The sequence below is a fragment of the Streptomyces aureus genome (genome assembly GCF_001418135.1).
GTDB classification, from domain to species: Bacteria; Actinomycetota; Actinomycetes; order Streptomycetales; family Streptomycetaceae; genus Streptomyces; species Streptomyces aureus_A.
In genome coordinates, this window is the sequence record NZ_LIPQ01000349.1 from 1 (window position 1) to 14,490 (window position 14,490).

Here is a 14,490-nt window from a genome sequence, read left to right on the forward strand (position 1 = left end):
CACCGCTGGGGCATTCGGCCGGCGCGGCCGAATGCCCCAGCGGTGAGTTCTGCGTCTGGCAGGACTCCAACTTCGGTGGTCAGCGCGCCAACTGGAGAGGGGACGACGGCTGGTGGGAGAGCTGGATCTCCGACACCGACTCCTCCTGGGCCAACCACGGCATCTCCGGACCCGGCATCAAGGACCACGTCAAGGTCTACGAGAGCGCCTGGCAGGGCGGCAGCATGACCATCTGTCTCGCCCCGGGCCAGGAGGTGGGCTACAACGGCGCGGCCAACGACCGGGGTGACTCCCACATCTGGTCGATGGGCTGCTGACCCGGTCCCCGCGCCCTCCCCGCGTCGGGGCAGGCGGCCCGTCTCCCTCCCCCGTCGCTCACCGGCGGGGAAGGGGGCGCGGCCCGTCAGTTCTCGTTGCCCAGCCACAGGTCGGGTCCGAAGACCTCGTAGTGGATGTCGGCCGCCGCGACGCCCCGGCCGACGAGGTCGCCGCGGACCGCGCGGAGGAAGGGCAGCGGCCCGCAGAGGTACGCCGTGACGCCGGCCGGGAGGTCGAGGGCCGTGACGTCCGCGCGGCCCGTCAGGGCGCCCGAGTCGCCCGGCTCCTCGTACCAGAGGTGCAGCGCTCCGTGCGGCAGCGCGTCCACGAGGCGCCGCAGCTCGGCGGCGTGGGCATGGGAGGCGGGCGTGCGGTCGGCGTGGACGACGACGACCTGCCGGGTCGAACCCGTGGCCGCCAGGTGGTCGAGCATGGCCAGCATCGGCGTGCTGCCGATTCCCGCGGAGGCGAGCAGCAGCGGGCTCTCGCCCTCGGGCAGGACCAGGTCGCCGAACGGGGCGGAGACCTCCACCGTGTCGCCCGCGCGCGCGTGGTCGTGCAGCCAGGACGAGACCTCACCGGCCGGGTCGCCGGCGACCCGCTTGACGGTGATCCGCCACTGCGGATGACCGGGCGCGGCGGACAGGCTGTACTGGCGGATCTGCCGGGCACCGTCGGGCAGGGCGACCTGGACGCTCACGTACTGGCCCGGCCGGAACGCTGCCGTGGGCGTCCCGTCGGTGTGCCGCAGGACGAAGGAGACGGTGTCGGGCGTCTCCTCCCGCCGCTCGGCGATCTCCATCGATCGCCAGACCTGGCCCTCGGCGACCCCGGCCTGCTGGTAGAGCCGGGTCTCGACCGCTGTCAGCGCGTTGGCCATCAGCCAGTACACCTCGTCCCAGGCCCGTGCGACCTCGGGTGTGACCGCGTCTCCGAGGACCTCGACGATCGCGGCGAAGAGGTGCTCGTGCACCGTCTTGTACTGCGCGGACGTGACGCCGAGCGAGGCGTGCTTGTGGGCGATCCGCGACAGCATCACGTCGGGACGCTCCTCCGGCCGGTCCAGGAGGGCGACGGCGAAGGCGGCTATGGAGCCGGCGAGCGCCTGCCGCTGCTCGCCGCTCGCCTGGTTGCCCCGGTTGAACAGGTCGCGCAGGAGCTCGGGGTGGGCGGCGAAGAGACGGCCGTAGAACCGCTCGGTGATCCGGTCGAGCGCGCCGCCGACGGCGGGCAGGGTGGCGCGGACGACCGGGACGGCCTGCTCGGACAGCATGGGAACTCTCAATCTGGTACATGATCTGCGTATTTAAAAGGGTGCGTGCGCACCATCGGGCGCGTACGCCGCGTACGGCTCAGGAGGTGGGGCGTGGGGTGAGGGAGAGGAGCAGGGGACCGGTCGGGGAGTCGATCAGCTCCGCCACGGTCAGGGGGTCGAGCACGCGATAGAACGCCTCCTGCGCCTCGCGCAGCGCCCCCCGCAGCCGGCAGGCGGTCCGCAGGGGGCACGGGGGGTCGCCTTCGCAGGCGACGACCTCCTCCTCGCCCTCCAGCGTGCGGGCCAGCCAGCCCACCGAGGAGCGGCGACCCCGTTCCGTGAGGGCCAGACCGCCGCCACGACCGCGCCGCGCCTCGACCACGCCGAGGTGCTGGAGCCGGGTGACCACCTTCGCCATATGGGCGTAGGGCACGTCCATCGACTCCGCCACCTCTCGGGTGGTGACGGATTCCTCCGGTGCGGTGACCGCCAGGCGCATCACGGCGCGGAGTGCCAGGTCGGTGAACTTCGTCAGCCTCACGCCATGACCGTATCAAAGCGGTATCCGGCATGCGTATTAAGGGGGCGGGGTGTGCGTCTCAGGACCGTCGTCGGTAGTGCCGCCACAGCCACCAGCCGCCCGAGACCAGGCAACCGGAGGTGAGGACGATCGCCACGACCGGCCACCGTCCGCCCGCGATACGGGTGTCCGTGACGACCACCAGAAGGAGGGCGACCGCCGGCAGCACAACGGAACCGACGGCCTTCAGGCCCGCACGCGCCATGACGGGGTCGAGCCGGACACCGCGCGAGGAACGCGGGTCGGGCGAGCCGACGTAGAAGACGGTGGCCCGATCGGTCATGCGTGTGGTGCCCCGGTAGTACCCGACGGCCATGTACGGGAGCCAGACCAGCGGCGCCACCAGGCCGACCAGGAACACCGCGCCGAGGAGTGCCCATCTGCCGATGCGGACCCAGCGGCCGGGTGCGTAGTCCGGCGTGACGAGGCCGAGGAGCTTCGCCATCCGGACGATCAGGTCCAGGAACGCCGCCACGCGCCCCCGGTCGTCTCCGCTCCCCGGTCGGGTTCCGGCCGGGTCGAGCGCGGCCCGCGCGGTCTCGGTGTCCCTGTACACCCCTTGCAGAACGAGGAGTTCGGCACCGCGCTCCGGGTCCGTGGAGTCCCGCCCCTCGACGGCCGCGATCTCGAGCACCGTGCGCACCTGCGTGAGGAGGGCACCGCAGAAGGCCAAGGGGATGAGCAGAAGGAAGGGCCCGCCGACGAACGCGCCCTCCGTCGTCACCGCCCGTCGTCCACGGCTCACGACCAGGGTGCGCAGGGCGACCGCGTCGGCCTCGGGGTGGGCCTCGCGAAGACGGGCGACGCTCGGACCGGCCCCCGGGCCCAGATGGCGCAGAGCGAAGGACGCGAGCGACTCCGGAAGCCTGCCGGGCTCCGCCAGGACCTCCTTGAGCAGAGATCCGGCGAGCCCGGCGGCCGGTGCCGCCCGCGTCCTCTTCCGCACGTCCGGGTGCGCCTTCCTCTTACGCGCCCCTGGGGCTCAGGCCAGGACCTTGGCCTTCGCCTTCTCGAACTCCTCGGGGGTGATCGCGCCCTTGTCCTTCAGCTCCGCGAGCCGGGCCAGCTCGTGGGCGGCACCGCCACCGCCCTCCTGGGGGCCGGCGGTCTTGCGGATGTAGTCCTGGAACGCGGCCTCGCTCTCCTTGACCTGCTTCACGTCACGCTCGCCCATGCCCTTGCCGCGGGCGATGACGTAGACCAGCACGCCGAGGTACGGGAGCACGATGCAGAAGATCAGCCAGCCCGCCTTGGCCCAGCCGTTCAGGGAGTGGTCCCTGAAGATGTCGCTGATCACCTTGAAGAGCAGGAACAGCCACATGATCCAGAGGAAGAACCACAGCATGGTCCAGAAGAGGTTGAGGAGAGGGTAGTCGTCCATTCCGGCGCACTCCGTTCCCGCACCGGCCGGGGAGGCCGGGCATGCAGCGAGTTTCACCCAGCCCCGCCGCCTCCGCATGTCGTGGCCACTCCGCGTGCGGGCCCCCGGCCTCCGTGTTCGGATGGAGGCCGCGTACCGCACGAGGAACGGAGTGCCATGGGGCCGGTGGAATGTGTCGTGCTCGCCTTCCCGGGGGAGCGGCTGAAGGTGACGGCGGTGACGGCCCTGGCGGACCTGCGCAGAGCGGGCCAGGTGCGGCTCATCGACTCGCTCGTCGTGGTCAAGTCGGCCAGTGGGGAGGTGTCCACGTCCGAACTCGTCGAGTACGAGGAGTACGACGAGGCCACCGCCGAGATCGGCCCCGAGGTGAACCTGCTCGGCCCCGAGGACGCCGAGGAGGCGGCCGGGACACTCGAACCCGGCTCGTGCGCCCTGATGCTGCTCGTCGAACACGTCTGGGCCGCCCGCGCGGCCGACGCCATTCGCGAGGCCGGTGGCCGTATCGCGGGCAACGTGCGGGTGCCGCCCGAGTACGTCCGGGAGGCGCAGGCCGCCCACCGCGAGGCCATGGCCGCCGCCATGACCGGAAGGAGCTGACGATGTTCCTGCGACGCCGTCCGCTCGGACGCCCCGTCATCCGGCCCGCAGGAGCCCCGCTCCTGCGCGGCGCGCTCGTCGGCGGCGCGGCCTACGCGGCCGGCCGGAGCTCCGCCCGGGCCGCACGCCGCGAACAGGACCAGGAGGAGGCCATCGCCGACCTCCAGACCCAGCAGCTGTCCATGGCAGGCGCTCCACCTGCGCCGAGCGCGCCACAGGCCGCCGCGCCCGTCGCGGCCGCGTCCGCCCCCGCCGCGCCGGTCTCCGGCGGAGCGCCCTCCGTGACCGATCAGCTCGTCCGGCTCGGCGAACTCGCCCAGCAAGGGCTGCTCACCCCGGAGGAGTTCGCGGCCGCCAAGGCCCAACTCCTCGGCGTCTGAGGAACTCGGGGCGCCGCGCGCAGAGGGGCGTTCCGTCAGGCACCGCCCGCGTCAGACATCCCCTGTCAGACACCCCGCGTCAGACACCCGGTCAGGCACCGCCCCGCCCATCGCCGTGCTCCAGGAGGAGTGCGCCAGGAGGAGTGCTCCAGGCACCCCCTCTCTTCACGCGCCGCGCAGGGCCGCGAGCGCGCGGTCGGCGTGGGCGCTCATGCGCAGCTCACTGCGTACGACCTCCCGCACCCGACGGTCCTGGCCGATCACGAACGTCACGCGCTTCGTCGGCGCGAGCGAGAACCCGCGCTTCACGCCGAACCGGTCGCGCACCGCACCGTCCGGGTCCGACAGCAGGGGGTAACCGAGGGAGTGCCGCTCGGCGAACTCCTGCTGGCGTTCCACCGGATCCGTGCTGATGCCGACGGGCAGCGCGCCGACGGCACGGAACTCGGCCGCGAGATCCCGGAAGTGGCAGGCCTCGGCGGTGCAGCCGGGGGTGAGTGCCGCCGGATAGAAGAAGAGGACGACCGGCCCTTCGGCCAGCAGGCCGCTCAGGGAACGGGCGGCCCCCGTCTCGTCCGGAAGGCTGAAGTCCTCGACGAGGTCACCGACGTTCATAGAGGCCCGTCCCCGATCCGTACGTGCTCCGCCACCGGCGCCTCCGGTGGCCGGCCGGTGACGTTACCGCACGGTAGGACGCGGCGTCACCCTTTCGGGTGCCCGGTCACGCCCTGTCGAGCCCGGTCAGGCCTGGTGGGCTGCCGTGGCCGTGGCCGTGGCCGTGGCCGTGGCCGTCGCCGTCGTCCCCGTCGCCGCTGTCGCCGTCCCGCTCCGGGCCGTGGCGCGCCGGTCGAGCACGGAGAGTGCGCGCTCGCCCCAGCGCAGGTTCTCCTCCTCGAAGAACCGGCCGCGCATCAGCGTGAGGTACGGGCCGACCCGCTCCGCCTCTTCGAGGTACGTCTCCTCGTCCCGTCCGGCGAGCATCCACTCCCGCAGCCGGTCGTAGCGGGCCAGCTTGGCCCGCGACGTCTCCATCCGCCGGGCCACGAACCCCCGGACGGCCACCGTGTCGCCCCCGTCGCAGGCCTGGACCTGGACCAGCAGCTCGTCGCGTACGGCACTGGGGCGCGGCGGTGTGGCGGTGTAGGCGGCCAGATCCCGCATCCCCGGCTCGGTGAGACTGAACATCCGCTTGTTGGGACGCCGTTCCTGCTCCACCACACGCGCCGTGATCAGACCGGCCTCGGCGAGCTTGTCCAGCTCGCGGTAGAGCTGCTGCGGGGTGGCGGCCCAGAAGTTGGCGACGGACACGTCGAAGATCTTCGCCAGGTCGTATCCGGATGCCTCGCCCTCCAGGAGAGCTGCGAGGACGGCGTGCTTAAGGGACATCCCGACACGCTAGCAGCACGTTGAATAGTTTCCTCCGCACCTATTCAACCGGCGATCCCCAGGCCGGACGGGGGTCCTACGCTGGCACGTCCGTCCGGCGCCTGCCTAGGCTGGAGGGAGGGGACGGCAGATCCGAGGGGCAGCGCGATGGACAGCCACACGTTTGTCTATACCACCTATATCCGGACCACACCCGACGAGCTCTGGAAGGCGCTCACGGACCCGGCGTGCACGCGGCGCTACTGGGGTGTGGCCTTCGAGAGCGAGTGGACCCCCGGAGCCCCCATGGTCTGGGACGAGATCGGACGCCGGACCGCCGACCCCGAGCAGGTCGTCCTGGAGGCCGAGCCCGGCCGCCTCCTCTCGTACACCTGGCACACCTTCACGCCGGCCTGGGCGGAGGCCGTACGGCTCGGCCAGGACGTGTACGAACGGCTCGCGCGGGAACCCCGGTCGAAGGTGACCTTCCTGATCGAGCCCTCGGGCGACACGGTCAAGCTCACGGTCACCCACGGCGACCTGGACCCCGACGGTCTGATGAAGGGGATGATCGGCGAGGGCTGGCCCGCGCTGATCTCCAGTCTCAAGTCCCTTCTGGAGACCGGCGAGGAGCTTCCCGAGCCGCCCCGCTGACCCATTCGAGTCGTCTCGGCCGCCACTCCGCCGCCACGCCCGGCCCCCTGATCATCCGTTTCTCCTTTCATCGGATTTGATGCTGCGGTCGGCATCGTCTGCCGACGTCCTGGTCGTCGTCGGAAAGGGGAGGGTGTGTCGGACGCGTCGTCACGCAGCCACGTACGGGGGTGGGGAGCGCTCTCCCTGGCCGTCGGGGCCGTACTCGTCAGTACGGCGGCCCAGACGCCCGCCGATCCCGACCCGCGTTCCTTCGCTCGCCCGGAACCCGCCGCTCTCGTCACGGTGGACGGCTGCTCCGCCGGCGGCGTTCTGTGCTCCGCGCCCCGCCGCACCGTCGCCCTCCGCGGCGGACCCGTTCTGACGGGGAAGGCGTTCACCCTCGGAGGCCGGGTCTCCGGGCCGTTGGAACTCGCGCTGCGCACCCCCGGCGTCCTCGCGGACGTCACCGTCACCGATCAGCGCGGCCGCCGCGTCGCAGGGACGCCGAGCGCCGGCGGCACCCGCTGGACCAGCACCGCGCCGCTCCCCGCAGGTGCCCGGTACGCGGCCCGCCTCGTCGTCGAGCGGTCCGGGGCCCAAGGCCCGGACCGTCACCTCGCCCGCCTGGATTTCCGTACGGTGGCCGCCCCGGCAGGGGAACGGTTCACCGTCGCCTTCGGACCCGACGACGGCGGCACGTACGGCGTGGGCCGGCCGGTCACCGCCGAACTCAGCCACCCCGTGCCGGCGGACGACCCCGACGCCCGTCGAGTCGTCGAACGCGCCCTGCTCGTACGGACCGAACCCCATGTCGAGGGAGCCTGGTACTGGGTCGACTCCGACACCCTCCACTACCGGCCCCGCGCGTACTGGCCCGCTTACACCACGGTCCGGGTGCGCAGCGGCCTCGACGGGTCCAGGGTCATCGGCGGCCTGTACGGCGGCCGCTCGCGGCCCGTCACCTTCAGCACCGGGGCCCGGATCGAAGCCGTCACCGACGTCGCAGCCCTCAGGACGACCGTGTTCCGGGACGGCGAACCGCTCCGCACCTTCCCCGTCACCACCGGCAAGGCCGGCTACCGCACCCGGGTCGGCACCAAGGTCGTCCTCGGCAAGGAGCCGCTCGTCCGGATGCGCGGCGACTCCATCGGCATCGCGCGCGGCAGCCGTGACTACTTCGATCTGAAGGTCCGCTGGGCCACCCGGGTGACCTGGAGCGGCGAGTACCTGCACGCCGCCCCCTGGTCGCTCGACGCGCAGGGCAGCGAGAACGTCAGCCACGGCTGCACCGGTATGAGCACCGAGGACGCCGCCTGGCTGTTCTCCACCGTGCGCGAGGGCGATCTCGTCCGTGTGGTCAACGGGTACGGCGCACCCATGACCCCCTTCGACAACGGCTTCGGCGAATGGAACCTCAGCTGGCCCGAGTGGCTCCGGGGCAGCGCCTTCGCCGCCGGCACCGAGGCCCCCCGCTCCGGAAGCGCCGCGGCCGCCCTCCGCCCGGCCCTGTGACCGCTCGGCGCCCCGGCACTGGCCCATCGCGCCGTTGTGGCCGCAGGGCGGCGGCAGCGTCCTACCGGTACTCGACCGTCAGTGTCACCGGCGTCGCCTGGTTCACGAAGAGGTACGCGGTCCCGGTCGGCGCCGACGAGAACCCGAGCCGGAACTGCGTGACCCCGCCCCGGTTCAGCGCCGCGAGCGCCTCCGCCGACAGGTCCGTCGACACCGCGCTCCCCGACGTGAACGCGTCGACACGCGCCGCGCCCGCCACCGTCGGCGCCGCCGACCAGTCCGCCGGCTCGACCGCGCAGCCGCCGAAGCACCCCGTGCGCAGGTCCACCTGCAGCCGGTTGCCCGAGGGTGACGCCCACGGATCGCCGGAGCCGCTCGACCTGGTGACGGTCAGCCAGGCCCGGGTGACCACCTTGCCGGCCGGGATCCGGGAGGTGTCGAAGGAGACCACCGACCGGTTCACCTTGCCGTCGGTCCCCCGTCCCAGCGCGAGCCCGTACACGTCCTCCAGAGTGCCGACCGCCGCGCCCGAACCGTCCGCCGCCGCCTTCACGTACCCGTCCTCGGCGTCCGTGCTCGACAGGACCGTCCGGTCGCCCGCGGGCGGGGGCGTGCCGGTGCCGCGCAGCGCCCGCACCATGCCCATGATCGCCTCGATCTGCTTCCCGCCGTGCCGGGCGTAGGCCGTGTCACCGAGGTAGCCCCACCAGTTCCAGCAGCCGTTCGGGTTCTCCAGGGTCGCGGTCGGTGCCGCCTGCGGATACAGCACGATCATGTCGTTGGTGTCCGCGTACTCGTTCAGGTACGCGTTCTCGACGAACCGGGTCCCGAAGCCCTGGTACGCGTACCCCTGCTTACAGCCGTGCAGGGCCACGAGCAGCTTGCAGCGCGCCCCCTGCGCACACGAGACCGGGACGTACGCGAAGCCCTCCGCGCCCATCGACAGGGCGGCCGCCGAGCCGCCCGGCGCGTACGCGTTCTGGTCGAAGCGGATCAGGGAGCCGCCGGTTCCGGCACCGGGCGCCGCGACCGAGCCGAGGAGATGCCCGAGCAGCGCCCCCTCCGCGTCGGTCCCGCAGTTGTTGAGGAACGGAGTCTGCGTCACCGTGCAGGAGTTGGGGCCGAGCGGGGTGATCCAGGCGTGCCCCGCCGCCGTCGACCGGTTGTACTGGACCCGGGCGCCGAAACGGCCGTAGTAGTCGGCGAGCGCGTCCGCCACCGGCCGCTTCACTGTGGTGTCGCCCGAGCCGCTGAACACGTACACCGGGTCACCGGCCAGATTCGCCACCGGGTCGACCTGGCCCTGCGCCGACCGGTCACGCGTGGCCTGTTCCAGAGCGGCGAGCTGAAGGTTCTGCGTGGTGTCCATACAGGCGTTGAGCGCCGTGGCGAGCTGGCCGCGCGCGCAGTCGTACGGCCCCGACGCGAAGACCGCCGAGCCCTCGAACGTACCCGAGTAGGCGACGTGCAGCTGGGTGGCCATGTACCCGCCGGAGGACACCCCGGCACTGAACACGGAGCCGATGTCGTAGCCCTTGAGCGTGCCGGGCACGGGCGGGGGAGCGGCGGCCCCCGCGGGGGACGCGGTGGGAAACAGGGTCGCGGCGACGCACAGCAGCAGCGCCGCGAAGCGGCGTGGCCCGCGGCGACGGGTGGGACGGGGTGAACGCATGGGATCTCCCGGGCGGCTCGTTCCTGACGGAGGGTCGGCCGGGAGGCTACGGGCGGTCCGGAGCCCTCCTCCATGGGCGAGGACGCCACAATCCGGCCACTCCGGTATGGCGGCCCGTCACCTGGCAGCCGCCGTGGGCCCGCCCGACGCGAGCTGCGAGGATGCGGTCATGGAACACCACGAGGACAGGGACGGCCGGCTGGCCGAGGCGGTCGCACTGCGCGGACGGGGCCACCGGGAGGAGGCCCGCGAGCGGCTCGTCGCCCTTGCCGCACGGCACCCGGAGGACGCGGAGATCGCGTACCAGACGGCCTGGGCACATGACGTCCTCGGGCTGGAGACGCAGGCCGTGCCGTACTACGAGCGCGCCCTCGCGGACGCCGGAGCCACGGGCACCGGGCTCACCCCCGAGGACCGGCGCGGGGCGCTCCTCGGCCTCGGCAGCACCTACCGCGTCCTCGGCCGCTACGACGATTCCGTCGCCCTCCTGACCAGCGCCGTCGAGGAGTTCCCGGAGGACGGCTCCCTGCGGACCTTCCTCGCGATGGCCCTCTACAACACCGGCCGGCATCACGAGTCGACCCGTCTGCTGCTCCGCCTGCTCGCCGCCACCAGCGAGGACCCGTCCGTACGGGAGTACCGCCGGGCCATCGAGCACTACGCCGAGGACCTCGACGCGATCGAGTGAGGCGCGGACGGGCCGCGTACCGTCGGCCGTTCACCGGCGGCGCGGGTCGCCCGGGCCGTCGGTCCACCGGCGCGTGCCGTCGGCCGTTCACCCGCGTCGGTGGTTCACCCGCGTCGGCGGTCCACCTGTGCGGCTGGTCCGAAGCGGCCGTCAGTCGTTCACCGCCGTCAGGAGCACCACCGTGTCGTCCAGGGCGGTGATCCCGTGCCGTTCCCTGAGGATCCGCAGCGTGCCCGTCGACAGCTCCTCCGCCCGGCCCGCCATCGTCAGGTTCACCCGGCCCCGCAGCACCTGGAGACTCGCCGCCGGCGGCGCGTTGTGCTCGTCGAGGGACGTGCCCGCCGTCAGGGCGATGACGGACTGCCGGAGCACCCCGTCGTGCATGATCAGTTGGGCGCTGCGCCCGTGCGGCGCGGAGCGGGCCGCGGACATGTGCTCGTCGGCGAGGGCGGTGAGGTCCAGCTTCATGACTCTCCCTGCGGGATGCGCGGGCGGATACCCCCAGCCTCCCGTGTGACGTCCGGGACGCAACTCGGGGCCGCCTGTCCGGAACGCACCACCACGATCGCGCCCGCGGCGGCGAACACCCCGGCGGCGAGCAGCGCCGCGGACCAGCCGCGCTCCGCGTACAGCCAGGTCCCGGCGAGGGAGCCGAGCGCCCCGCCGCCGAAGGTGGCCAGCATGAAGACCGTGTTGACCCGCGCGGCCACCTCCCGGCCGATCCCGAAGATCCTCGCCTGGCCGGCCACCTGGCAGGAGCTGACCCCGACCACCAGCAGATTCGCCCCCGCGACCAGGCCCACCGCGGAGTGCGGGACCAGCCCGGCCACACCGAGCCCGAGCCCCGCGATCCCCAGCCCCGCGGCGCTCACCAGAGGTGCCCCGTACCGGTCGGTGAGCGGCCCCGCCGTCGCCGAGAGCAGCGCGGCGGGCAGGGTCAGCACCCCGAAGAGCCCGGCCGCCCCCGGCCCGTAGCCCAGTGGCGGCGCCGCCAGGTGGAAGGCGAGCACCGCCCAGAAGACACTGAACGCGGCGAAGACACAGGCCCCGAGCAGTGCCGAGACCCGCAGCGCGCGATGGGCCGCCAGGAGCCCGGGCAGCCCGGCGAGGAGCCCGGCGTACGAGGTGCGACCGGGCGCCCCCAGCCGCTCGGGCAGTCGGCGCGGCAGGACGCACAGCAGGGCCGCCGTCGCCACGGCGGCCACGACGTAGGCCGCCCGCCAGCTGCCGCTCGCGTCCGTGACGGCACCCGAGACCGTACGCGAGAGGGTCGACCCCAGCGTGAGCCCGAGACCCACGAGCCCCACGGCCCGGCCCTGCCGCCCGGGACCCGCGAGCACGGCCGCCACCGGGGTGAGGATCTGCGGGAGCACCGTCGTGGTGGACAGCGCGAGCGTCGCCACCGTCAGCGTGACCACCCCGGGTGCCGCCGCCGCGACGAGCAGAGCGGTGGTGGTGAGGGCGAGCAGCACCGAGGTCAGGCGTCGGAGCCGCGCGGTGTCGGCCAGCGGCACGAGCAGCAGGATGCCGAGCGCGTACCCGATCTGCGCGGCCGAGGCGACGAGTCCCGCCGTCGGCTCCGACACGTCGAGGCCCCGGGCGACGGCGGCGAGGAGCGGCTGCGGGAAGTAGATGTTGGCGACGGTGACGGCGCCGGCGACGGCGAAGAGCGGGACGCTCACCTTCACGGGCCGTTCGGGCGCGGTGGCGGGGCTCGGGGCGGTGGTGCGAGGGTCCACGAAGTCTCTTCCGTACAGGGGGAGGGGGACGCCTCCAGGCTCCCCGCCCCCGCACGGGCGGAACAAGCTGTCATCATGAAACCGGCGTTGAGCCACGCTCAACGATCGCAGGGGACGTACAGGAGGTCCGGTGCTCGAACGGTACGAACTGGAAACGTTCCTCACGCTCGCCGAGGAGCTCCACTTCGGACGCACCGGCGAGCGTCTCGGCGTCTCCACCGGCCGCGTCAGCCAGACCGTGAAGAAGCTGGAGCGCCGGGTCGGCATCCCGCTCTTCGCCCGCACCAGCCGCAGCGTCGTCCTCACCCCGGTCGGTCTGCGCCTGTACGAGGACCTCCTGCCCGCCTACGAGCAGGTCCGTACGGCCCTGGAGCGGGCCACCGAGGCCGGACGCGGCGTCCACGGGAGACTGCGGGCCGGCTTCGGCACCCCCTGGGACGCCGAACTGCTCACGGCCGCCGCCGACGCCCTCGTCGGCCGCCATCCCGGCTGCGAGATCACCGTCCGTGAGGTCCCCCTCGACGGCGGAGTCCGGCCCCTCCAGGATGGCGAGCTCGACATCCAGGTCGCCGCCCTCCCCGTGCGCGAGCCGGAGCTGACCACCGGCCCCGTCGTCGTCCGCGACGACCGGGTCCTGCTGCTGCCCGCCGCCCACCCGCTGGCCGGACGCCCCTCCCTCGGCCTGGAAGACCTCGCCGAGCTGCCCCTGATCACCATCGCGGGCGCCCACCCGCGCCATTGGCTCGACCACCACTACCCCCGGCAGACCCCGTCCGGGGCCGCCATCCCGCGGGGCCCGGTCGCGGCCACCTGGCAGGAGGTCCTCTCCCATGTGACGGCGGGCCGGGGCGTCACGCCGGGCGCGGCCCGGGGCGCCCGCTACCACCCCCGGCCAGGCATCGCCTACGTCCCCCTGCGGGACGCCCCGCCCCTCGAGTACGGCCTGGTCTGGCCCACCGCCGCCGACTCCGCCCTGATCAGGGCGTTCGTGGCGGCGGTCGGGGCCGTACGGGAGGCCTGACCCGGACCGTTCAGCCGCCGTCGCGGGGGACGAGCGCGCCCGTCAGATGGTCGTACGCCACGTGCGCGTGCAGCCGGACGCCGGTGACGAGGGTGCCGTCGTCCGCGTAGAAGTGCGGGTTGTGATTGGTCACCAGACCGCGTCCGCCGGGCACGGGCACCGGCCGCCCGGACGCGTCCAGGGTGGCGTCCTGGACGCCGAGCATCACGTACAGGCCGCCGAAGCGGCTCACGAACTCGGAGACGTCGTCGTACCCGAGCGTCGCCCCCGTCTCCACCACACGTTCCTCGCCCGCCACACGGCGGAGGGTCGGGAGGCCCGCCTCCACCCACGGCCCGCTGTTGCGCACCGGTGGCACGGGCTGCAGGTACTCCACCGTGGCCGTGGCCCCGAACGCCGCCGCCGAATGCTCCGCGAGCGTCCTGAGGCGCTGCTCGACCAGTGCCATGTCGGACTCCACGGCACACCGGACCGTGCCCCACAGCGTCACCGTCTGCCCGACGATGTTGAAGCGGCCGACGTCCTCGACGTGGCCGATGGACACCGTGACCGGGGCGAACGCCGACACCTGCCGGTACAGCTGGCCGATGCCCGTCAGGACCGCCCCCACCGCCGGCATCGGATCGATCCCCTCCCAGGGCGTGGAGCCGTGGGTCTGCTTCCCGGTGACGACGATACGGACGAGGGCCGAGGCGCCGTACTGATTGCCGATGCGGTAGCCCACGTACCCCTTCGGATACGGCGTCACATGGAGCCCGAACGCCATCGTCGGCACCGGGTCGGTGAACGCGCCCGCCTCGACCATCGCCCGCGCCCCGCCCTCCTCGGTGACCGGCGGGCCCTCCTCGGCGGGCTGGAAGACGAAGAGCACGGTGCCCGGCAGCCGGTCGCGCACCCCCGCGAGCACCGTCGCCGCGCCGAGCAGCGCCGCCGTGTGGCAGTCGTGTCCACAGGCGTGGGAGACGGGGAACGGGCCGCCCGGGTAGTCGGCGTCGACCACATCGGAGGCGAAGTCCGCCCCGCACAGGTCCTGGACCGGCAGCGCGTCCATGTCCGCCCGCAGCGCCACGACCCGCTCGCCCGCGGCCCCGCCGCGCAGAACGCCCACGACCCCGTGCCCGGCGATGCCGGTCCGGACCTCGTCCAGGCCGAGGGAACGCAGGTGGTCCGCCACCAGGCGGGCCGTCTTCACCTCACGGTTGGACAGCTCCGGACACCGGTGCAGACGGTGCCGCCAGGCCACCACCCGATCCGCCACCTGGGCCGCCCGCTTGTCCAGTTCGTCGTGGATCGCCTCGCCGCCCAACGTGACTCCCTGTCGTTCCGTCCGATGCCGATCGGCCGTG

Annotated in this window: 17 protein-coding genes; 7 read left to right on the plus strand and 10 right to left on the minus strand. The window is 73.1% G+C overall.

What is annotated here, in order from left to right; all coding sequences use genetic code 11:
* The first annotated feature begins 5 nt into the window (after positions 1–5).
* Positions 6–317 carry a peptidase inhibitor family I36 protein gene (locus tag AOK00_RS26440; protein WP_063886666.1) on the plus strand — a complete coding sequence of 104 codons (312 nt, stop codon included), beginning with the start codon at positions 6–8 and terminating at the stop codon, positions 315–317.
* An 86-nt stretch (positions 318–403) separates the two neighbouring features.
* Here the strand turns inward: AOK00_RS26440 and AOK00_RS26445 are convergent, their stop codons facing one another.
* The 4 genes from AOK00_RS26445 to AOK00_RS26460 all read right to left on the minus strand — a co-directional run bounded on the left by AOK00_RS26445 (position 404) and on the right by AOK00_RS26460 (position 3,534).
* Positions 404–1,591: a globin domain-containing protein gene (locus tag AOK00_RS26445; protein ID WP_055602765.1), complete on the minus strand. Its 1,188-nt coding sequence runs from the start codon at positions 1,589–1,591 to the stop codon at positions 404–406.
* A gap of 79 nt (positions 1,592–1,670) precedes the next feature.
* Positions 1,671–2,114, minus strand: a complete 444-nt coding sequence (locus tag AOK00_RS26450; protein WP_055602766.1) for an RrF2 family transcriptional regulator — start codon at positions 2,112–2,114, stop codon at positions 1,671–1,673.
* Positions 2,115–2,172: 58 nt separating this feature from the next.
* Positions 2,173–3,099, minus strand: coding sequence for a hypothetical protein (locus AOK00_RS26455; RefSeq protein ID WP_055602767.1), 927 nt, complete (start codon positions 3,097–3,099; stop codon positions 2,173–2,175).
* Between the two features lie 36 nt (positions 3,100–3,135).
* Positions 3,136–3,534: an SHOCT domain-containing protein gene (locus AOK00_RS26460; RefSeq protein WP_055602768.1), complete on the minus strand. Its 399-nt coding sequence runs from the start codon at positions 3,532–3,534 to the stop codon at positions 3,136–3,138.
* A gap of 156 nt (positions 3,535–3,690) precedes the next feature.
* Between AOK00_RS26460 and AOK00_RS26465 the strand changes: the two genes are divergently transcribed.
* Together AOK00_RS26465 and AOK00_RS26470 are read left to right on the plus strand one after the other, a co-directional pair.
* Positions 3,691–4,131, plus strand: a complete 441-nt coding sequence (locus AOK00_RS26465; RefSeq protein WP_055602769.1) for a DUF6325 family protein — start codon at positions 3,691–3,693, stop codon at positions 4,129–4,131.
* Between the two features lie 2 nt (positions 4,132–4,133).
* The gene (locus AOK00_RS26470) at positions 4,134–4,511 is read left to right on the plus strand and encodes an SHOCT domain-containing protein (RefSeq protein WP_055602770.1); all 378 of its coding nucleotides are present in this window, start codon (positions 4,134–4,136) and stop codon (positions 4,509–4,511) included.
* A gap of 165 nt (positions 4,512–4,676) precedes the next feature.
* Here AOK00_RS26470 and AOK00_RS26475 read toward each other — a convergent pair whose 3' ends face one another.
* Positions 4,677–5,126, minus strand: coding sequence for a peroxiredoxin (locus AOK00_RS26475; RefSeq protein ID WP_030316940.1), 450 nt, complete (start codon positions 5,124–5,126; stop codon positions 4,677–4,679).
* Between the two features lie 126 nt (positions 5,127–5,252).
* Positions 5,253–5,897: a PadR family transcriptional regulator gene (locus AOK00_RS26480; RefSeq protein ID WP_055602771.1), complete on the minus strand. Its 645-nt coding sequence runs from the start codon at positions 5,895–5,897 to the stop codon at positions 5,253–5,255.
* Positions 5,898–6,044: 147 nt separating this feature from the next.
* Between AOK00_RS26480 and AOK00_RS26485 the strand changes: the two genes are divergently transcribed.
* Both AOK00_RS26485 and AOK00_RS26490 read left to right on the plus strand, forming a co-directional pair.
* Complete coding sequence (locus AOK00_RS26485) at positions 6,045–6,530, plus strand: SRPBCC family protein (protein ID WP_055602772.1); 486 nt, start codon at positions 6,045–6,047, stop codon at positions 6,528–6,530.
* Positions 6,531–6,665: 135 nt separating this feature from the next.
* On the plus strand, positions 6,666–8,024 hold the full coding sequence (locus AOK00_RS26490) for a L,D-transpeptidase (RefSeq protein WP_079042205.1): 1,359 nt from the start codon (positions 6,666–6,668) through the stop codon (positions 8,022–8,024).
* A gap of 61 nt (positions 8,025–8,085) precedes the next feature.
* Here AOK00_RS26490 and AOK00_RS26495 read toward each other — a convergent pair whose 3' ends face one another.
* Positions 8,086–9,696, minus strand: a complete 1,611-nt coding sequence (locus tag AOK00_RS26495; protein ID WP_055602773.1) for an extracellular catalytic domain type 2 short-chain-length polyhydroxyalkanoate depolymerase — start codon at positions 9,694–9,696, stop codon at positions 8,086–8,088.
* Positions 9,697–9,865: 169 nt separating this feature from the next.
* On the opposite strand from AOK00_RS26495, the gene AOK00_RS26500 reads away from it, so the two are divergent.
* Positions 9,866–10,384, plus strand: coding sequence for a tetratricopeptide repeat protein (locus AOK00_RS26500; RefSeq protein ID WP_055602774.1), 519 nt, complete (start codon positions 9,866–9,868; stop codon positions 10,382–10,384).
* 150 nt (positions 10,385–10,534) lie between these two features.
* On the opposite strand, the gene AOK00_RS26505 is transcribed toward AOK00_RS26500, so the two are convergent.
* Positions 10,535–10,852 (minus strand): hypothetical protein, encoded by a 318-nt coding sequence (locus tag AOK00_RS26505; RefSeq protein ID WP_055602775.1) that lies wholly within the window; start codon positions 10,850–10,852, stop codon positions 10,535–10,537.
* Positions 10,849–12,123 carry an MFS transporter gene (locus AOK00_RS26510; protein ID WP_063886665.1) on the minus strand — a complete coding sequence of 425 codons (1,275 nt, stop codon included), beginning with the start codon at positions 12,121–12,123 and terminating at the stop codon, positions 10,849–10,851. The genes AOK00_RS26505 and AOK00_RS26510 overlap by 4 nt, the downstream gene beginning before the upstream one ends.
* A gap of 130 nt (positions 12,124–12,253) precedes the next feature.
* Here AOK00_RS26510 and AOK00_RS26515 point away from each other — a divergent pair, with 130 nt between their 5' ends.
* Complete coding sequence (locus AOK00_RS26515; RefSeq protein WP_055602776.1) at positions 12,254–13,144, plus strand: LysR family transcriptional regulator; 891 nt, start codon at positions 12,254–12,256, stop codon at positions 13,142–13,144.
* 10 nt (positions 13,145–13,154) lie between these two features.
* Here AOK00_RS26515 and AOK00_RS26520 read toward each other — a convergent pair whose 3' ends face one another.
* Complete coding sequence (locus tag AOK00_RS26520; protein ID WP_055602777.1) at positions 13,155–14,450, minus strand: M20 metallopeptidase family protein; 1,296 nt, start codon at positions 14,448–14,450, stop codon at positions 13,155–13,157.
* Between the last annotated feature and the right edge of the window lie 40 nt (positions 14,451–14,490).